The organism is Erwinia sp. S43 (assembly GCF_016624745.1).
GTDB classification, from domain to species: domain Bacteria; phylum Pseudomonadota; class Gammaproteobacteria; order Enterobacterales; family Enterobacteriaceae; genus Erwinia; species Erwinia coffeiphila.
The window spans coordinates 130793-149293 of the sequence record NZ_JACVTX010000004.1 but is presented as its reverse complement, the minus strand read 5'-3'; the positions used below and the strand labels follow the sequence as shown (position 1 = coordinate 149293).

General features: G+C 57.7%; 17 protein-coding genes. 13 read left to right on the top strand and 4 right to left on the bottom strand.

The annotated features are described in order from the left end of the window. Position 1 precedes the first annotated feature (1 nt). The gene (locus IBT47_RS06940; RefSeq protein WP_200559893.1) at positions 2-1219 is read right to left on the bottom strand and encodes a beta-ketoacyl synthase; all 1218 of its coding nucleotides are present in this window, start codon (positions 1217-1219) and stop codon (positions 2-4) included. Positions 1220-1620: 401 nt separating this feature from the next. Here IBT47_RS06940 and fabG point away from each other — a divergent pair, with 401 nt between their 5' ends. Next, on the top strand, positions 1621-2379 hold the full coding sequence (fabG, locus tag IBT47_RS06935; protein ID WP_200559891.1) for a 3-oxoacyl-ACP reductase FabG: 759 nt from the start codon (positions 1621-1623) through the stop codon (positions 2377-2379). Here the strand turns inward: fabG and IBT47_RS06930 are convergent. The 3 genes from IBT47_RS06930 to IBT47_RS06920 all read right to left on the bottom strand — a co-directional run bounded on the left by IBT47_RS06930 (position 2365) and on the right by IBT47_RS06920 (position 5608). Beyond that, a complete protein-coding gene (locus tag IBT47_RS06930) occupies positions 2365-2871 on the bottom strand; it encodes an acyl-CoA thioesterase (RefSeq protein WP_200559889.1) in 507 nt (168 codons plus the stop codon). The genes fabG and IBT47_RS06930 overlap by 15 nt on opposite strands. Beyond that, on the bottom strand, positions 2862-3293 hold the full coding sequence (locus IBT47_RS06925) for a hypothetical protein (RefSeq protein WP_200559887.1): 432 nt from the start codon (positions 3291-3293) through the stop codon (positions 2862-2864). Before IBT47_RS06925 ends, IBT47_RS06930 begins: the two co-directional genes overlap by 10 nt. A gap of 290 nt (positions 3294-3583) precedes the next feature. After that, on the bottom strand, positions 3584-5608 hold the full coding sequence (locus IBT47_RS06920; protein ID WP_200559885.1) for a TonB-dependent siderophore receptor: 2025 nt from the start codon (positions 5606-5608) through the stop codon (positions 3584-3586). Positions 5609-5733: 125 nt separating this feature from the next. Between IBT47_RS06920 and IBT47_RS27330 the strand changes: the two genes are divergently transcribed. The 12 genes from IBT47_RS27330 (at position 5734) to IBT47_RS06860 (ending at position 18499) form a co-directional block, all read left to right on the top strand. Beyond that, positions 5734-6633: a helix-turn-helix domain-containing protein gene (locus IBT47_RS27330; RefSeq protein ID WP_146114107.1), complete on the top strand. Its 900-nt coding sequence runs from the start codon at positions 5734-5736 to the stop codon at positions 6631-6633. 35 nt (positions 6634-6668) lie between these two features. Further along, positions 6669-7724, top strand: a complete 1056-nt coding sequence (locus IBT47_RS06910; RefSeq protein ID WP_200559884.1) for a hypothetical protein — start codon at positions 6669-6671, stop codon at positions 7722-7724. Positions 7725-7739: 15 nt separating this feature from the next. Continuing rightward, positions 7740-8141, top strand: coding sequence for a hypothetical protein (locus IBT47_RS06905; RefSeq protein WP_200559883.1), 402 nt, complete (start codon positions 7740-7742; stop codon positions 8139-8141). Between the two features lie 18 nt (positions 8142-8159). Next, positions 8160-9923: an ABC transporter ATP-binding protein gene (locus IBT47_RS06900; protein ID WP_200559882.1), complete on the top strand. Its 1764-nt coding sequence runs from the start codon at positions 8160-8162 to the stop codon at positions 9921-9923. After that, positions 9910-11613 (top strand): ABC transporter ATP-binding protein, encoded by a 1704-nt coding sequence (locus IBT47_RS06895; RefSeq protein WP_200559881.1) that lies wholly within the window; start codon positions 9910-9912, stop codon positions 11611-11613. Before IBT47_RS06900 ends, IBT47_RS06895 begins: the two co-directional genes overlap by 14 nt. 130 nt (positions 11614-11743) lie before the next feature. After that, positions 11744-12175 carry an OsmC family protein gene (locus IBT47_RS06890; RefSeq protein WP_105590976.1) on the top strand — a complete coding sequence of 144 codons (432 nt, stop codon included), beginning with the start codon at positions 11744-11746 and terminating at the stop codon, positions 12173-12175. 177 nt (positions 12176-12352) lie between these two features. Further along, complete coding sequence (locus IBT47_RS06885) at positions 12353-12811, top strand: RcnB family protein (protein ID WP_200559880.1); 459 nt, start codon at positions 12353-12355, stop codon at positions 12809-12811. Between the two features lie 322 nt (positions 12812-13133). After that, a complete protein-coding gene (locus IBT47_RS27005; RefSeq protein ID WP_234471761.1) occupies positions 13134-13931 on the top strand; it encodes a hypothetical protein in 798 nt (265 codons plus the stop codon). A gap of 145 nt (positions 13932-14076) precedes the next feature. Beyond that, a complete protein-coding gene (locus IBT47_RS06875; RefSeq protein ID WP_200559879.1) occupies positions 14077-14985 on the top strand; it encodes a homocysteine S-methyltransferase family protein in 909 nt (302 codons plus the stop codon). Between the two features lie 58 nt (positions 14986-15043). Then, complete coding sequence (locus tag IBT47_RS06870) at positions 15044-16588, top strand: ABC transporter substrate-binding protein (RefSeq protein ID WP_200559878.1); 1545 nt, start codon at positions 15044-15046, stop codon at positions 16586-16588. Positions 16589-16625: 37 nt separating this feature from the next. After that, positions 16626-17615 (top strand): ABC transporter permease, encoded by a 990-nt coding sequence (locus IBT47_RS06865; RefSeq protein WP_200559877.1) that lies wholly within the window; start codon positions 16626-16628, stop codon positions 17613-17615. 74 nt (positions 17616-17689) lie between these two features. Then, a complete protein-coding gene (locus tag IBT47_RS06860) occupies positions 17690-18499 on the top strand; it encodes an ABC transporter permease (RefSeq protein ID WP_200559876.1) in 810 nt (269 codons plus the stop codon). Positions 18500-18501 lie beyond the last annotated feature (2 nt).

Below are 18501 nucleotides of genomic sequence, written 5' to 3'. Positions count from 1 at the left end.
ATTAAAAACCTATTACCAGGCTGGAGTTGGTGCCGCCAAAGCCTGCCGAATTACACAGTGCTGAAGTCAACGGCTGCTGGCGGGTTTCAGTGATTATGTCGAGATGCGAGGTCGCTTCATCGCCGCCATCAAAGTTAATGTTGGCGGCCATAAAATCGTTCCTTGCCATCAGACAGCTGTACACCACCTGTGCGGCCCCGCTCATCCATAATTCGTGCCCGGTCATGGATTTGGTTGAAGAAACCGGCACGCCGCGCTCGCCGAAAATATCAAGAATATTGCCGGCTTCCATCGCATCCCCCAGAGGGGTCGATGTGGCGTGCGCGCAAAGATAGGAAATATCCTGCGGCATCAGTTCGGCATTTTTCAGCGCCATACGCATCGCGCGGCCCAGCCCGGTTCGGCTCGGCGCGACGATATTTTCACCATCGGAGGAGAAGCCGTAACCGAGAATTTCTCCCCAGATCGGTGCTCTGCGTGCAACGGCAAGATCGTAGCGTTCCAGCATTAAAACGGCGGCACCGCCGCCGGGTACAAGCCCGTCGCGGCTTTTAGCAAACGGCCGACTGGCTGACTGCGGGCTATCAACGCGGGTTGAAAACGCGCCCAGTCCATCAAAGCTACAGGTGGCCTGCCAGTTGATTTCCTGCGCCCCGCCGCAAATGATGCGATCCTGGCGCCCAAGCATAATCAGGTCTGCGGCCTGGCCCACCGCGTGTCCGCTACTGGCACAGGCACCGCTGATTGACCAACTTGCTCCCTGCGTACCCAGAATGGCATTGAGATTTATGGTGGTGGTGGAGGTCATCGATTGAAATACCAGGCCACTGCCCAGTCGTGACGTATCACGCACCTCTTCAAGGCGGTTGGCCTGTTCAATACCGGCCAGGACGCTGGAGTCACAGCCAAAAATCAATCCACTTCGGTCGTTACGAATGTCATCGGGTGACAGGCCGGAATCATCCAGAGCGCAAAATGCGGCTTCAGCAGCCCATTCAACGAACTGCGGCGTGGTTTTACGTTGTTTACGGTTTAGCGGAAAACGGGGAGAGAAGTTTTTTATTGCACCGGTTAACGGTGAATTAAAGCCTAAATCCTGCCGTACAGGATCGATGACGATGCCAGAACGGCCGTGATACAACGCATCAGTGACTTCACTGACTGAGGTTCCAATACTGGAAACAATACCTAATCCTGTAATAGCAACACGGTGTAACATATCCACTCCCTGTTCGAATGATGGAATATTAATACGATGCGCAAGGCATCATTCTATTCACAATAGAACCCCCGCAATCCGACGTGGGGATATGCTTACGTCTGCAAGTAATCCGTACTGGCAATATGCTCTTAAGTGCCAGATGTTAAAAAGGCTCTATTTCGTTATCGTTTAAAGTGCTTTATCATTAATAGATATTGTTTTGGCATCTTACCGTTTGATGCCGTTTTTCATTTTAATTATTAATGCTACGTTTATTAAAAGTGATTTTTTATGTTTCCGTGGTGTTTAATTAATGAATATTATTATTCTAATGTAATAATTTTTTAATTTTAAATAGAGTTAAAATGATTATCGAGTAGCTTATAGGCCCTGGTTTATATACGAAGGGGATAGTTAACATGGATACAACGGCAACACGACAGAGGCCAGAGTGCCACGTCGCTCTGGTGACCGGAGCGAGTAGGGGAATTGGCGCTGCAGTTGCGCGCAGGCTGGCCGGAGAGGGTTTTTCACTCTGGTTGAACTACCGCCGTGAGCACGCTGCTGCCGAAGCGCTGCGTGATGAAATCGTCGCTGCCGGGGGGGAGTGTCGATTACTGCCTTTTGACGTCTCTGACGCCAAACAATGCCGTGAGGTGCTGGAGCCGCTGATCGAGCAGTTCGGCGCGCCTGCGGTGCTGGTGAATAATGCCGGTTTCGCCTGCGATAAGGTCCTGGCGATGATGACGCGTGAGGAGTGGGACCGTGTGTTGCAGGTGCATCTGGGGGGCTTTTACAATGTGACCTCGACCGTGCTGCCGGCAATGCAGCGCAGGCGGGGGGGCCGTATTATCAATATCGCCTCCACCGCCGGGCAAACCGGCGTTGCGGGCCAGGTCAACTATTCGGCTGCGAAGGCCGGGTTAATTGGTGCTACTCGCTCACTGGCGGTTGAGCTGGCGCGCCGCAATATTCTGGTTAACGCCGTGGCCCCGGGGTTTATCAGTACCGATATGACATCGGCGCTGCCGCTGGAAAGCATTAGCAGTACGATTCCACTGCGCCGCGTTGGCGAACCCGAGGAGGTGGCGTCCGTTGTCAGCTTTTTCGCTTCTGAAGGGGCCAGCTATATTACTGGCCAGGTGATTGGCGTTAACGGTGGATTATTTACCGGCTGATAGCATCGGAGGGATCTGACCCTGCTTCCAGCGCTGACAAAATGCGGCATAGAAGTCGGGCTGCTGGGTCAGATACTCTCCCGATTTTAATGTAAACATCTGCACGCTAAAGCCCGTTGCGACCGTCTCGCCCTGCGTGTTAATAATTTTATAAGACATGTTCATCCGTGCCGCTTCACTCCAGTGCAGGCGAGCGACTATCCGGCAGCGTTCTGCAAACGCCAGCGGGCGATGATAGTTAACAAAAAGTTGTTTAATCGGCGCAGGAACCTGCTCCCGATAAAGCGTGGAATACCCAATACCCAAATGTTCCCCCAGCGCGACGCGCGCATCTTCGAAGTAGCTGGCATAGTGCCCGTGCCAGACAATTTCCAGCGAGTCCACTTCGTCAAAACGTACGATGCGTTTCACGCTGTATTCAATCGGTGCAGGTGCCGCACTGCCGTCAAGGCAGTGCGATGAAGCAAAATAGGGATATCGCGTCATTGCCATGCCTCGGTATGCTCCAGTTCGAAAACGAGGCTTGTGCAATCTATCTCATTACTGGAAATCACCGCCTGGTATTCGCCAGTATGGCGGCCTGGTTTAACGGCAACGGACACCGTTTCACCCGGTTTTATTGGATGTAAAAACTTGCAGCGTTTAACACCGGCCAGCTGCGCACTTTTTCCTGCGGCAGCGGTGTAGCGGGCCAGCATAATTTGTACGATTCCTGGCAGTAGCGGGTTATCGGGAAAATGGCCGCAAAAGCCGGAAAATTCAGCCGTTAAAATAAAACTACAGTACATTTTATCCGGCTCGCCTTCCCGGCAAATTAATTGCGGCGGTGAAACGACAAAGCGGGATAATTCTTCGGATAATCCGGGCATCTTCTTCTCCCTTTGGGTGCAGACAGTCTTGTCAATGATACTCATCAGATAATCTGTTTTTTGTCGTGAAATGGCGTCGGATATCTATATTAGGCTATTGCCCTATGTCATGTGGTGAGATTTCATTATTTTGTAAGGGTTGGATATTTTCTTTGGAAACTAAGTGTGAATCATTTTTTAGGAAGCGGTGTGATTGCTGGAGTTGTTTGATATTTAATGCGTAATTCTAATTATAAGTAAATGATAATAAATGTTGGGATTGGAATTGGAATTGGGGTTGAAATTAATGATGAGATAATACGGGGTGGACACATCACCACCCCGTGAGTTATCAATCAGAACAGATCGACCCGGACATCCAGACCCGCAGTACGTCCATTGTTTACCTGGGCGTAGGCCGAACCGTTCTGCACGATGCCGTAAGTGCGGTAGCGGCGATCCATCAGGTTGTCGATATAAGCGGCAATATTCACCAGCTCGGTCGCCTGCCAGCCGAGGCGAATATCAGTAGTGGCATAGCTGCCCTGGCGCAGGGTGTTATCACCGTCAAAATAGTGCTCGCCGACCAGATTCAGCGCCAGGCGCGGTGTCAGCGCGCCCCACGGCGTATCAACAATACCGTTCAGGCTGGTTCCGGCGCTGAAGCGCGGCACGAACGGCACGCGGTTATCGGCATACAGTTCGCTGTCGCCGGTAAACTCGGAACGCACCCAGTTGCCGTTAACATCCCAGGACCATCCCGGTGTGAACGTCCAGCTCGCGCTCAGTTCAGCCCCTGTCGCATCGGCGGCACCGGCGTTGCTCAGGCTCTGATAGCCCACCGGGCCGGAATAGAGCTGTAGATTTTTGGTGTGGGTGTAGAACAGCGCGCCCTGAACCCGCAGAGCGTCGCCTTCGTAGCGGGAGCCGATTTCATAGTTAATCGACTTCTCTGCATCGTAAGGCGCGGCGCTGACTAACGGCGTCGGCTGGATGCTGAACCCGGCCGGTTTATAGCCCTGGGCCACGCGCACATAGCCACGCAGTTCCGGGGTAAACTGCCAGCCTGCCGATACCTGGCCGAGCAGATTGTCGTCGCGGGTTTTCCCTTTGTCACCCCAGCCGTAGCCCATGCTGCTGCCGTTATAATCCGTTTTGGATTTATCGTGGGAGTAACGCAGACCGCCGCCGAGGTCGAAGCGGTCGGTCAGGTGCCACGTCAGATCGCTATAGGCGGCCAGCGTTTCGTTGGCGGTCCAGCCACGGGTGCTGCTGATTGGAACGCCGCTGTAAGTGTAGGCGGAGTCCACCGTTTCCCGGCTGTTCTGGCGGTAAAGGCCAAACACCATATCCACCGGCGTGTTACCGCCGAAGGTGGCCGCGCGCAGCTCCTGGGTGTCCTGATTCCAGCGTTCCGGCAGGCTGGCGTTATAGGCCGAATAGGGGAATTCACGCTGATAGTTTTGCTGCTGCCAGGCACCGATCAGACTGAACAGCCAGCCGTCGGTACGGTACTGTGTGCTCAGCGACTGGCTATGCGTGCAGCGGCGCAGATGGGGATCGCCGCTGCCGTCGCTGATTTCCAGCGTGCGGCTCTTTTCATTATCGTACGGCAGATAGGTGTCCTGGGTGGCGTGGGTGCACTCTTCGCTAACCGCCACGCTGGCTTCCCACGGCTGGTCTTCCGGTGCCAGACGCAGTCGGAAATCGCCCAGATTGGTACGCGAGCCGCCCAGATTATCGCTGTCGGTCGCCGGGTTGGTCATCGATCCGTTATCCACCTGGCGCAGCAGAGTGGCGCTGCCGTAGAGCAGGCCGGGGGCGAGCGGGCCGCTCATATTCACTTTGGTGTGATAGCCGTCCCGGCTGGCGATGCCGCCTTCCACATAGCCGCGCGGTGTGTCATCCGGTTTTCGGGTGACGATGTTGATAATCCCGCCCTGCGCGCTTTTGCCGTACAGCGTTCCCTGCGGGCCGCGCAGCATCTCCACGCTTTCCACATCGCCCAGCGCCTGCATGGCATAGGTCGACAGCTGCGGAACGCCGTCCACGTAAATGCTGACCGCCGGATTATAGAAGTCCTGCGCCGACGAGATGCCGCGCAGCGACACCGACTGGAAAATCAGGCTGCCGCTGTTGCCCATCGTCAGGCCCGGCAGCACTTTGGGTAGCTCGTCGGTGCGCGTCACGTTGGCCTGCGCCAGCTCTTCCGCACTGACCTTCACCGAGGAAACGTTCTTTGCGGAAGCCGAGTCCGGTGACTGTTTACTGGCGTTGACCAGCATCGTATCTGACGGTGAGTCGTTGGCACCTGCGGCCAGCGCGAGGGGGCTGAGCAGCAGGCTGCTGATGACCAAAGGAGTAAGGCGCAAGACAAGCATAGAGGCATCCCGGTGAGTAAAGAAAAAATCGAGCTTACGTGAGCGCCGCCGAAAAACGGTTGCACAGTACGGACGAACATTGCACGATAAAGCTAAATAAAAATCATTATCACTCGGAGGGCCTTGTGTCTGATTCACAGCTGGCTAAACTGCCAACGTCGGGAATGCGGCGCTGGCAGCTGACGCCGAAGATCCGTTTAACCTCGGTACAGGCCACGCTGGCCGACGATCTGGAACTGCGCGGGGAGGGCGATGCTCACCTGTCGCTGGTGATGATGTGCGAGGGGGCCGGATGGTTCCGCCTCAACCGGCAGGCGATTCAGCACTACTGCGCGGACAGCTTCTGGCTCTCCTGCGCCAGCGGCCGCTGCCAGGGCTATGATTTTTTCCCACGGCATCACTTTTACCATTTGCTGATCGTCGACTTCTCGCCGGAGCTGCTCTCGCTGGTGGAAGAGTGCGGCCTGCGAGTGCCCGGTGATGAGCCGAAGGTGTTTAGCGCAGCGCTAACCGAACCGCTGAAGGCGACGATGATGGCGATTCAGCAGGGATGGAATGAAGCTTCGCCGCTGGCTGCACTGCATCTTGAAAGCCTGGCGCTGAACGCGCTGTGGCTGGCGTTAGGGCAGCTGCAAACGCAGCAGGAAGCGCGTCCGCTACCGACGGCATCCCGGCTGCCCAGCCGCGAGCGTAAGCGGCTGATTGCCGCCCGCGATGTCATCCGCCAGCAGGCCAGCGAACCGTTGTCGATTGAAGAAATGGCGCGCACCGCCGGGCTGAGCCTGATGGCGTTTAAACGCGGCTTCCGCGCCATGTTTGGCATCACGCCATGGAACTACGTGATTGAGTGTCGGCTAAAGCTGGCGCAAAACCTGCTGGAAGAGAGCGCGCTGCCGCTGAGCGATATCGCCCTGCGCTGCGGCTTCGCCCACGCCAGCCACCTGACGCGATTTTTCCAGCGTCAGTATGGTCAGCCGCCGGGGCGCTATCGCAGCAGCTGTCAGCAGGTCCGCATGGCGGGCTGAACCGCCACGACACATTTAGCCGCACGGGAGTAGAGATGAACAGCCAGATCAATCAACCGCAGCCCGCATGGCTGCGTGCCGGAAGCCATGCTGCCGGGCAGCTGCCTGACGATCGCCGCCGCGCCGCGCTGGCGGCGTTTCTCGCCGAAAGCGAAAGCCTGGCTCCGCTGCTGATGCTGCACAGTCTGATGCGGCTGGAATTTTGTGCAGAAGATCGCTGGCAGATTGCCGATCGCCGTCAGCAGCTGCGGATTGCCCCCTGCTTCGACGAACTGCTACAGCGCTGGCATCTGCACTTACTTGATGAGGGGCTGCTGGACAGCCACGACGATGACATCTGGACGCTGTCACCGTGTGCGCCCGCAGAGCACCAGCTGGAACAGCGCATTGATGATGCACGGCATCGCCTGCGGCAGCTAATGAACTGGCTGGACGATGCAACGCCGCTGGCGGATGCGCTCTTCAGTCGTTCAATGCAGATGGAAGACTGGCTTCGCGCGCCGTCGCTGGCGAAGGATTGGCGGCCGGATCTGAATCTGCATCAGCTGCTGCATCTGCCGGGAATTATCAGCGACTATTTTGCCGGAATCGCCGTCAGCGTGCTGCCCCTGCTGCTGGACGAGAGTCGCATCGACGTTCCCAGCCTGCTGGCTCTGGGCCATACGCCGCCGCGCCTGCAGGACTGCTTTACCCGCGTCGCCGCCTCGGTGGTGCCGCTGGATAGCGAACGCTCACTGGCAGACCAGCTGCCCGGCGACAGCCTGCATGATGCGGTGGTGCTGAGCGACCTGCTCAATCAGCCTTCTCCTGATCATCTGCTGGCCGAGCTGCGGTCCTGGCTGGCTCCGGGTGCGGTGCTGATGCTGCTACAGAATACCGCAGAGCGGCCGCTGCACTGGGTGACACCTGCGGCGGTCCAGGCTCACGCACGTGTCGGACAGCTGGAAGCGCACTGTGAGCATCGCTGTCAGCAGATGTTGAGCCAGGCGGGCTTTGCGCTGCTGCAAAGCTGGCCGCAGACGGATTCACCGATGGCGTTCACCGGTCAGCGGCTGTTTGTCGCTCGTTACGATCCTTCTTCTTTTCGTTAGCTGCAGAGGTCTGAGATGTCTGAACCTGTTATTGATACGCACGCCTGGCCGCTGGTGCACTATGTGATGCCCGAGCGCGTGGCGGATGAGGATGCACCGCAGCACATCGCGGCGCTGCAGGCGGTGCTCGATCGTCAGCAGCCGTTCGTGCTGATTTTCAGCGGCGTGGAGCTGCCGAAAGATTCCGCCCACTTCTTTCGCCTGTATAAGAAATGGGGCAGCGAAACGCGCGCTGCCCAGCAGCGCTACTGCCGGGGCGCGGTTCGGGTCGAACCGGATGAGGCTAAGCGCCGTTCGCTGTGGCGTAAAGCGCTGCGCTATCTGACCACCCGCACCATACCCTATCCCTACGAAGTTGTTGCCAGCGGGCAGCAGGCGGAACAGCAGGCGCAACGCTGGCTGCAGGATCTTAATTAACCCCACTTCGGACAGACTATGACGGTTGAAACGGTATCACCGCTGCTGACGCTGCGGCGGCTTCTTGCTGCTGAAAAATCAACGCTGCTGCTGGCGTTGACGATCTCTGCCAGCAGCGTATTGCTGGAGCTACTGCCCTGGTATCTGCTGTGGCGGGCGGTGGGCGTGCTGGAGCAGGGCGGTTCGCTGCTGCATCTGGGAGGCTGGCTGGCGCTGGCGCTGGTGTGTAAATATCTGCTGGCTTCGCTGGCGGGCTATTTCAGCCATCTGGCCGCCTTCCGCGTTCTGCATCACACCCGCCTGCGCATCGCCCGAGCTCTGACACGATTGCCGCTGATGCAGCTGGCCCCCTTCAGCGCAGGCAGCCTGCGCAAAATCATCATGAACGACGTGCAGCGGCTGGAGGACTTTATTGCCCACCACACCGTCGATCTGATCTCTGCGTTATTCAGTCCGCTGATTGCCGCACTTTTTCTGTTCTGGCTGGACTGGAAAATGGCGCTGGCGGCGCTGCTGACCGTGCCGCTGGCAATTGTCGCCCAGCGTCTGTGCCTGCGCGGTATGGCCGAGCGTAGCCGGGACTATCACCTGGCGACCGAGCGCCTGAATTCGGCGATTGTGGAGTATGTGCGTGGTATCCCGGTGATGAAGGCGTTTAGCCAGGATGCGCGTTCTTTCCGCCTGCTGGACGACAGCCTGCGAGACTATCACCAACTGGTGGTACGTTTCACCCGCCGAGCGGTTCCTGCCTGGTCGCTGTTTGTGGTGCTGCTGAATGCCAGCATCTTTATTTTGCTGCCGCTGGGATTGTGGCGCGTGAGCCAGGGAACACTGTCGGTTTCTGCGCTGCTGCTGATCCTGATGCTCGGCAGCGGGCTGCTGAAACCGCTGCTGCGCGTGACCTTTTTTGGTTCGCTGATCCGTGAACTGTTCGCCGGTCTGAGCCGGATGGCACCGTTTCTTGATGATGCCTCAGAGGGACATTCCGCCGCCACGGTGACTTCGCAGAGCGGTATTACGCTAATCGCCCGCGATTTGAGCTTCAGCTACGAGCAGCGCACGGTGATTGATACGCTGAATATGACGCTGCAACCCGGCGGTTTCTATGCGCTGGTGGGGCCATCCGGCGCAGGAAAATCGACGCTTGCAGGGCTGCTCTCGGGGATGCTGCCGCCAACGAGCGGGACGGTCACGCTGGGCGGCATGGCGCTGGATGATATCGATGATGCTACACGTGCCTCGCTGCTGGCGGTGGTCAGCCAGCAGGTGTTTCTGTTCAAAGGTTCGCTGGCCGACAACCTGCGCCTGGCTCAGCCGCAGGCCAGCGATGAACAGCTGTGGCAGGCGCTGGAAATTGCTCAGGGGCGAGCCTTTGTTGAGGCATTACCGCAGGGGCTGGCGACAACAATCGGCGAGGGCGGGGCGCGGCTTTCCGGCGGTGAACGCCAGCGTATCGCCATCGCGCGCGCTCTGCTGGCGGAGACGCCGCTGCTGATCCTTGACGAGGCCACCGCTTTTGCCGATCTGCTCACCGAGGCCGCCTTCTATCGGGAACTACGCCATCAGCGCCCGACGGTTACCGTACTGACCATCGCTCACCGGCTGTTCGCCGTTCAGCAGGCCGACTGTCTGCTGGTGATGGAGGCGGGGCGGTTAACCGGATGCGGAACGCATCAGCAACTGCTTAGTGAGCACCGGATTTATCAACAGATGTGGCACAGCCAGTCTCAGCTGGCACAGTGGCAAATCCGCCGTGAGGAAGATACCCATGTCAATGCTTAGTCCGCTTCAGCGCAGTGCGGAAGGCCGCCGTCAGGTGCTGACCGGAATGCTGCTGCGGCTGATAGCCCAGCTGTGTACCGTTGCGCCACTGTTTATTGCCTGGCTGGCGCTTAGCGACATAAGTCCCGGAGCAGGCAATTGGCAGTACTGGCCGCAGCTGCTGACGACACTGCTGGCCTGCCTGCTGGTTCAGCTGTTGTGTTCCCACTTTGGTCAGCTTTACTGTTTTATTGGCAGTTACGAGGTGATGCAGCGCTATCGCGAAGCGGCGGCGGAACAGCTGCGTCGGCTGCCGCTGGGTTACTTTCAGCGCCACCGGCTCGGGGCCACCACTCAGCTACTGACCGACCATATGATGCGGGTCGAGCAGATTTTTTCTCATCTGCTGCCGGAAGTGGTGACCGGGATCGGCACCGCGCTGATTTTTGTCTTGATCCTGCTGACGATCAACGTGCCGCTAACGCTGGCGCTGATTGCCCCGCTGCCGCTGGCAGTACTGCTGTTGTGGGGCGGATCGCGGTTCTTACTGCGCGGCACTCATCGGCAGAGCGAGCGGCTGCTGCGGGTGTCCGGGCTGCTGATCGAGTTTATCGGCGGAATTAAAACGCTGCGGCTGTTCCACCGTCATCAGGGCATGCTGGCGAAGCTCGACGACGCGTTCGGTGAAATCCGCCGCGCCAGCATGGGGCTGGAAGCCTGGGGGGCCGGGGCGGTGCAGCTGTTCCGCCTGTTTACCGAACTGGGACTGGTGGTGCTGTTTATCGTGGCGGGAGGACTGCTGCAACAGCAGGCACTCGATCCGCTGACCTGGCTGCTGTTTATACTGGTGTCGATCAAAGTGCTGGAGCCGCTGCTGGATGCTGCCGCCTACTTCACGTTGATGAGCGTGATGCGGCAGTCGCAGCAGCGACTGGACGCGCTGATGGACGAACCGGTGCTGAATGAAGAGAACAGCGTGCCGCTGCCGGAAAGCAATGCGATCGATTTTACCGATGTGCATTTTAGCTACGACCGGCAGCCGGCAATTCAGGGTGTTTCATTTGCTGTGCCTGAAGGTAGCGTCACCGCGCTGGTTGGTCCGTCTGGCAGCGGTAAAAGCACGCTGCTGCATCTGCTGGGGCGCTTCTATGAACCTCAAAGGGGGGAAATTTCGCTCGGCGGCGTGCCACTGGCGCAGATCGGCACCCGGGCACTGTATCAGCGTATCGGCTACGTCTTCCAGGATGTGCAGCTGTTCGACGGCTCGGTGCTGGATAACGTCCGTCTTGGCAGGCCGGATGCCAGCGAAGACGACGTGATGGCCGCCTGCCGTGAGGCGTGCTGCGACGGATTTATCCAACAGCTGCCGCAGGGATATCACACGCGTTTGGGAGAAGGGGCACAGCGTTTGTCGGGTGGTGAACGGCAGCGTCTTTCGATTGCCCGCATGATGCTGAAAGACCCGCCGGTGATCCTGCTGGATGAAGTGACGGCGCTGCTCGACCCGCTTTCGCAGGCGGATATTCAGCAGGCGCTGACCCGTCTGGCACGCGGCCGCACGGTGTTGATCATCGCGCATCGCCTGCGCACCGTGGAGTACGCCAGCCAGATTCTGGTCATGGAACATGGGCAGATTGTCGAACGCGGTAGCCATCAGCAACTGTTGGCACAGGGGGGGATCTATCGGCGCATGTGGCAGGAGCAGGAGTAAACCGGCTCGTTAGCGTGCGGGAAAATCAGGTGATTTTCCACACCAGAATGTTCTGTAAGCGGATCGATTCTCGGCGGGTGCTGAGTCAGTGACTATACTGGTAGCTGTGAAAACCAACCGGAGGATAACGATGACCATTCATAAGAAAGGACAGGCGCACTGGGAAGGCGATATCAAGCGCGGTAAAGGTACTATCTCAACGGAGAGTGGGGCGCTGGATAATCAGCCCTATGGTTTTAATACCCGTTTCGAAGGCAAACCCGGCACCAACCCCGAAGAGCTGATCGGGGCCGCGCACTCGGCATGCTTCTCAATGGCGTTGTCGCTGATGCTGGGCGAGGCCGGGTTTACGCCTGAGAGTATTGATACCGTGGCCGACGTTTCACTGGATAAAGTCGATGGCGGTTTTGGCATTACCAAAGTGGCGCTGCAAAGCAAGGTGAAGCTGCCGGGTATCGCGAAAGATGAATTTGATAAAATCATTCAGCAGGCCAAAGCGGGCTGCCCGATTTCTAAGCTGCTGAGTACCGAAATCACCCTCGATTATCAGTTGGAAAACTAGTCTGGATACGGGGCTTATCCATAATTTATCCACAGTGTTAAGAATGCGTAAGCCCCGAGAAAAAGATCCGCTAATCCGGCGGAATTAGGAGTTCGGGAGATAGGGAAGTGTTGACGGATGCCCGATATTGCTGGGTAACGACAGTATGCAGGTCGTGAGCAAATTGAGGGCATCAAGATGAAAAAAACAACACTGGCACTGGTTCTTAGCGTATTAACCGCAAGCAGCTTCTTTTCCACCTTCTCGCACGCTGACGGCCCGGGAAATGGTCCGGAACGTCAGTGGCATCAGCAGGGTGGGGGCCAGCCTGACCGGGGCGATCGTCACGATCGCAGCGATCGCGGCGGCCCGGATCGTCATGACAATCGTGGACCCGATCGCGATAATCATGAGCGTTTCCGCCCGGCAGAGCGCGATCGTTTTGCCTGGAACGGCCACGACTTCCGTCGCGGACAGCCGCTGCCGCCACATTTCCGCGGTAACGACTACCGGGTGGATGACTGGCATCGCCGCGGTTTGTATGAGCCGCCGCGCGGCGCGTACTGGGGCTACATTGACGGCAACTATGTGCTGATTGCCGCCGCTACCGGCGTGATCACCTCGATCATTCTGGGCAGTGCCTTAGGCCACTACTAAGCTGATTCTGACCGGCGGCCGCTGCCGCCGGTTTTTTACTTTCCGGGGCATCATTTCTGTGACAAAAGACGCTTTGCGTTATCGCCAACCCCAGTCTTTCATCCCGCACCGACGACAAAAAAACGTCTGCCACACTTGATACAGAAACATGTTACAGGCTCATCTTATTCATATTTTTCAAAATGATGGATTGCATATCGTTACATCCCGATTTCCCGAGACGGCCCGCAGAAAATTCCCTTTTGGCATATTGCCAGCCGATATTTGCTTACCTTACGATCCCCACAGATGAAATTATCACCAACCGGAAAAGGGACATGCCATGGTTGAGCGCGTAGTTAAGCTGGAAAAAAACACCGATACGCTGCAGCAGGATGTGACCGCGGTGAAAGAGGTCGTAACGGTTATTAAGGCGGATGTCAGCACGCTAAAAAGCGATGTGAACGTGCTGAAGGTGGATGTAAAAGAGTTAAAGACGGATGCCACTGTGTTGCAGACGGATATGACGGGGCTGAAGAAAGATGTTGACGTGCTGCAGGCGGATATGACCGGATTAAAGACGGATGTGGCTGTGCTCAAGACGGATGTCGCCGTGCTGCAGACGGACATGACGGGGTTGAAGAAAGATGTTGGCGTACTGCAGGCGGATATGACCGGATTAAAAACGGACGTGGCTGTGCTGCAAACGGATATGACGGGTTTGAAGAAAGATGTTGGCGTACTGCAGGAGGATATGACCGGATTAAAAACGGACGTGGCTGTGTTGCAGACGGATATGCAAGTGCTGAAGCAAGATGTTAGTGCGCTGCAGACGGACATGACGGGACTGAAGAAAGATGTCGCTGTCCTGCAAACGGATATGATGGGTCTGAAGAAAGACGTTGGCGTACTGCAGGCGGATGTCAACGTGCTGCAGACTGATATGGCGGAGCTAAAATCGGATGTGGCGGTGATTAAATCTAACTACACCACCAAAGCGGATCTGCTGAACCTGGAAAACAAGTTTGAGGGTTTACGGACGGAGCTTCACCGTTCGCTGGCGACGCAAACCAAATGGGTCGTGGCTTCGCAGGTTGGCGTTCTTGGCCTGGGGCTGGGGCTGGCGAAACTCCTTTTTTAACAAGCGTGGCGGATACGGGTTGAGAACCGCTTTGAGCGCATTTAATACTTAACTTTCCCGTACTTCAGCGTATAGACGTCTGGACATGTAGCCATCAACTTATGTAGCATGCTGTCATTCGAAATTTGCTAACGGGAACAACCGAATGTCGCAGCGGGTAAAAATTCTGGACGGGGGCATGGGGCGTGAACTGGCGCGCATCGGTGCACCTTTCCGCCAGCCGGAATGGTCTGCACTGGCGCTGTATGAAGCGCCGGAGCGCGTCCGTGAGGTCCATAACAGCTATATCGCGGCCGGGGCTGAAACGATCACCACTAACAGCTACGCAGTTGTCCCCTTCCATATTGGTGAAGAGCGCTTTGCAAATGATGGTGCTCGCCTGGCTGCACTTGCCGGCCAGCTGGCCCGTGAGGCTGCTGATTCTGCCGATATCATTACCCCGGTGCGTGTTGCCGGAAGCCTCCCCCCTGCGCTGGGTTCTTATCGTCCCGATCTGTTTAATGAGCAGCAGGCGCAGGCGATCCATCGTGTGCTGGTCGCCGCTCAGGCACCTTACGTTGATCTCTGGCTGGGTGAAACGATTAGCTCGATTGCGGAAGCAGAATCCATCCATGCCGTGCTTGCCGGTCAGCCCCAGCCGCTGTGGCTTTCATTTACCCTGCAGGACGAGCCTGAGCTGTACGATGCCGTCAGCACCTTACGCTCCGGTGAGAGCGTGGGCGCGGCGGTGAGCAGGGCGATTGAGCTGGGCGTAGAAAATGTGCTGTTCAACTGCAGCCACCCTGAGGTGATGTCTTCTGCGGTGAAGCAGGCGGCAGCCGTGCGTGAGCAGCTGGGTGCGGATATCGGCATTGGCGTTTACGCTAACGCCTTTGACCACGGCAGCAACAGCGGCGGCGCTAATGAAGGGCTGAGCGCCCTGCGCAAGGATACGCACCCTGAAGGCTACCTGAACTGGGCGCAGGAGTGGGTGGCGGCTGGCGCGACGCTGGTCGGTGGCTGCTGCGGTATCGGTCCCGAGCATATCGGTCGACTGGCCGCGTCGCTGAAGTAATCTCTACGGCAACGACAGATAAAACCAATAAAAACAAATTAAAACCAGGAAACACAATATGAATCGTCGCGACTTTATTAAAACCACCGGAGCGCTTTCGGTGGCTGCGGCCTGCACCAGCTGGCCATTTACTGCTGCAACGGCGGCTGAAGCGCCGTCCACCACGCCGAAAAAAGGCGGCCATCTGATTGTCGGTATGGATAATGCTTCCAGCACCGACCGCCTCGATCCGGCGTTCTGGTTCGAATCCTATATGTATTTCGTCGGTTCCCAGCTGTTTAACTGCCTGGCGGAAGTCGATGAAAACGGCAAGATTGTTCCCTCGCTGGCGGAGAGCTGGGAAACCAGCGACGGCAGCAAAACCTGGGTGCTCAATATCCGTCAGGGCGTGCAGTTCCACGATGGCCGCACGCTGACGGCGAAAGACGTGATTTATTCGCTGAACCACCATCGCGATGAAAAATCCAGTTCGTCGGTGAAAGGCTATCTCGATCCGGTTGTGTCGCTGGAAGCCACCAGCCCAAATCAGGTGACGATCAAGCTGAAAGAGCCGAACGTGGAATTTATTGCGCTGCTCAGCGACGTTCACTTCGCCATTACCGCAGAAAACGAGAATTTTGATAAAGGCATCGGGACCGGTGCTTTTATTCTGGAAAGCTTCAAGCCGGGCGTGCGTACGCTGGTGAAGCGTAATCCGAACCACTGGAACCCGGCTCGCGGCCACGTGGATTCCGTGGAAACGCTGGCGATGAATGATTCCACCGCGCGCGTTGCGGCGCTGGCCAGCGGCTCGGCGCATATTATCAACCGCGTTAACCCACGTATTGTTGACCGCCTGAAGAATATGCCGAACATCCAGCTGCAGCGCTCGCGCGACAGCCAGATCTTCACTTTCCCGGGGCTGGCAACGGCGGCACCGTTTAATACCCTTGACGGGCGTCTGGCACTGAAATACGCCATCGACCGCGAGCAGATTATCAAAACCGTGCTGGGCGGCTACGGCACCGTGGCTAACGACAACCCGATCTTCCCGTCCAGCCAGTATTTTGCGAAAGACATTCCCCAGCGCCCTTACGACCCGGAAAAAGCCAAATTCCACTGGCAGAAAACCGGTTTCTCCGGCCCGCTGGTGCTGTCGGTCGCCGAATCCGGCTTTCCTGGGGCAGTAGATGCCGGCCAGCTGTACCAAAACTCGGCCACTCGTGCCGGTATTCCTCTGAAGGTTGAGCGCGTGCCGGATGATGCCTTCTGGGATAACGTCTGGATGAAGAAACCGTTTGTTTCCTCAAACTGGTCGCTGCGCCCGACGGCGGATGCGCTGCTGTCGCTGGTGTTTACCAGTAACGCACCGTGGAATGAGTCGCAGTGGAAAGAGCCTAAGTTTGACCAGCTGGTTAACGCTGCCCGTGGCGAGCAGGACGAGCAGAAGCGCCGTCAGATTTACCACGACATTCAGCTGATGCTGGTGGAGCAGGGCAGCGAAATCATTCCGCTGTATGCCGACTCGCTGGACGCCAGCAGTAACAAAATCAACGGGTTTGTCGCGATTCCGGGCTTCACTATGAGCGGCAACCGCGCGGCGGAAAAAGTGTGGTTCGCCTAACGGCTTCCCGGTTCAGCTTCAGGTTGCAGGATATCTTTTGAGTAATTTGCGTGAGACAAAGGGGAAGGGGCACCTTCCCCTGTTAAAACTAATCGGGCTGCGGCTGTTGGCCGGTGTGGTGATGCTGCTGGTGGTATCGGCGCTGATCTTTATCGGCATCCAGCTGCTGCCCGGCAACGCGGCAACGGCGATCCTCGGCCAGACCGCAACGCCACAGGCGGTGGCAGCGCTGAACGAGCAGCTGGGCCTCGACCAGCCCGCGCTGGGCCGCTATCTGGGCTGGCTGGGCGGCGTGCTGCAAGGTGATTTTGGCCACAGCTTTACCAGCCGGGAGGCAATTGCTCCGGTGCTGCTGGATCGGCTCGGTAACACGCTGTCGCTGGCCTTCTTCACCGCCATCGTCGCCGTACCGCTGGCGCTGGTGATCGGCTTTCTGTCCGCCCGTTACCAGGGCAGCTGGCTGGACCGGCTGCTGAGCCTGTTTACCCGCGCTGCCGTATCGCTGCCGGAGTTTTTCTCCGGCTATCTGCTGATTCTGATATTTTCCATCACGCTGTTCTGGCTGCCCAGCAACAGCAGCATCTCCGACGATATGCCGCTTGGCGACCGACTGCTGGCCATCGCACTGCCGTGCATGACGCTGATTCTGGCGATCCTTGGCCATATGAGCAATATGACCCGGGCCGCGCTGGTTAGTGCGCAGAATGCAGCCTGGGTAGATACGGCGCTGATGAAGGGGCTGTCGCCTTCAGCGATCCTGTTCCGACACGTGCTGCCAAACGCTTGGGGGCCGATAATTAACGTTATCGTGTTAAACCTTGCCTGGCTGATGGTCGGCGTAGTGATTGTTGAAAACGTGTTTGTTTACCCTGGCCTGGGGCAGTATATGGTCGACAGTATCAGCAAGCGTGATATCCCGGTGATTCAGGACTGTGCCCTGCTACTGGCGGGGATCTATATTTTGCTGAATCTGCTGGCCGATGTCGTCGCGCTGCTGGCTAACCCGCGCCTGCGCCACAGCCGCTAAGCGGCAGGTATAATTTTTACCCCCGGTGGTGCAGCAAGGTGCACACTGCCGGGGCTAACCAGGAATTGATGTGGATGTTTAGGCTGAAATTTGCGGTGCTGCCCGGTGTGATCGGGCTGGGCCTGTTTATTCTGGTGGCGATTTTCGCCCCCTGGCTGTCGCCGTATGCGCCAGACCAGGTAGTGGGCAGCGCATGGAGCGGGGTCACGGCGGAAAACTGGCTGGGGACCGATAACCTGGGGCGCGATCTGCTTTCCCGACTGATCTGGGGCACCCGTACTTCGCTGAGCGTCAGCGCCGTAGCAACGCTGCTGGCCTTTGCCATCGGGACGTTTCTCGGCTTTCTGGCCGGTTTCTGCCGTGGCTGGGTTGACCAGCTGATCTCCAGGCTGAACGATATTCTGATGGCGATCCCCACGCTTATTCTTGCACTGGTGGTGCTGGCGATGCTGCCGAAAACCATTCCGGTGATCGTGCTGGTGCTGGGTTTCCTTGAATCCACTCGGGTGCTGCGCGTGGCGCGTTCGCTGGCGGTGGATATTGCGGCGCAGGAGTTTATTGAAGTTGCCCGGCTGCGCGGTGAGCGCCTGAGCTGGGTGCTGTGGCGCGAGATCCTGCCAAATGCGCTTACCACGCTGATCGCGGAGTTTGCGCTGCGCTTTATCTTTATCCTGCTGTTCCTTTCTGCGCTGTCGTTCCTGGGCATGGGTATTCAGCCGCCGACCGCCGACTGGGGCGGGCTGGCACGGGATAATAAAGACGGCATTCTGTTTGGCGTCTGGGCCGCGCTGATCCCCGGTGCGGCCATCGCGCTGCTGGCGATCGCGCTGAACAGCGTTGCCGACTGGCTGTTAAGCCACCACACCCGCAGCTGGCAGGAGTAAAT

Excerpts from the sequence above, each read along its gene's own strand:
- IBT47_RS06910 (WP_200559884.1), top strand. The coding sequence starts at position 6,669 with ATGAACAGCCAGATCAATCAACCGCAGCCCGCATGGCTGCGTGCCGGA.
- IBT47_RS06895 (WP_200559881.1), top strand. The coding sequence starts at position 9,910 with ATGTCAATGCTTAGTCCGCTTCAGCGCAGTGCGGAAGGCCGCCGTCAG.
- IBT47_RS27005 (WP_234471761.1), top strand. The coding sequence starts at position 13,134 with ATGGTTGAGCGCGTAGTTAAGCTGGAAAAAAACACCGATACGCTGCAG.
- IBT47_RS06900 (WP_200559882.1), top strand. The coding sequence starts at position 8,160 with ATGACGGTTGAAACGGTATCACCGCTGCTGACGCTGCGGCGGCTTCTT.
- IBT47_RS06940 (WP_200559893.1), bottom strand. The coding sequence starts at position 1,219 with ATGTTACACCGTGTTGCTATTACAGGATTAGGTATTGTTTCCAGTATT.
- IBT47_RS06930 (WP_200559889.1), bottom strand. The coding sequence starts at position 2,871 with ATGGCAATGACGCGATATCCCTATTTTGCTTCATCGCACTGCCTTGAC.
- IBT47_RS06925 (WP_200559887.1), bottom strand. The coding sequence starts at position 3,293 with ATGAGTATCATTGACAAGACTGTCTGCACCCAAAGGGAGAAGAAGATG.
- fabG (WP_200559891.1), top strand. The coding sequence starts at position 1,621 with ATGGATACAACGGCAACACGACAGAGGCCAGAGTGCCACGTCGCTCTG.
- IBT47_RS06860 (WP_200559876.1), top strand. The coding sequence starts at position 17,690 with ATGTTTAGGCTGAAATTTGCGGTGCTGCCCGGTGTGATCGGGCTGGGC.
- IBT47_RS06870 (WP_200559878.1), top strand. The coding sequence starts at position 15,044 with ATGAATCGTCGCGACTTTATTAAAACCACCGGAGCGCTTTCGGTGGCT.
- IBT47_RS06905 (WP_200559883.1), top strand. The coding sequence starts at position 7,740 with ATGTCTGAACCTGTTATTGATACGCACGCCTGGCCGCTGGTGCACTAT.
- IBT47_RS06920 (WP_200559885.1), bottom strand. The coding sequence starts at position 5,608 with ATGCTTGTCTTGCGCCTTACTCCTTTGGTCATCAGCAGCCTGCTGCTC.
- IBT47_RS06885 (WP_200559880.1), top strand. The coding sequence starts at position 12,353 with ATGAAAAAAACAACACTGGCACTGGTTCTTAGCGTATTAACCGCAAGC.
- IBT47_RS06890 (WP_105590976.1), top strand. The coding sequence starts at position 11,744 with ATGACCATTCATAAGAAAGGACAGGCGCACTGGGAAGGCGATATCAAG.
- IBT47_RS06875 (WP_200559879.1), top strand. The coding sequence starts at position 14,077 with ATGTCGCAGCGGGTAAAAATTCTGGACGGGGGCATGGGGCGTGAACTG.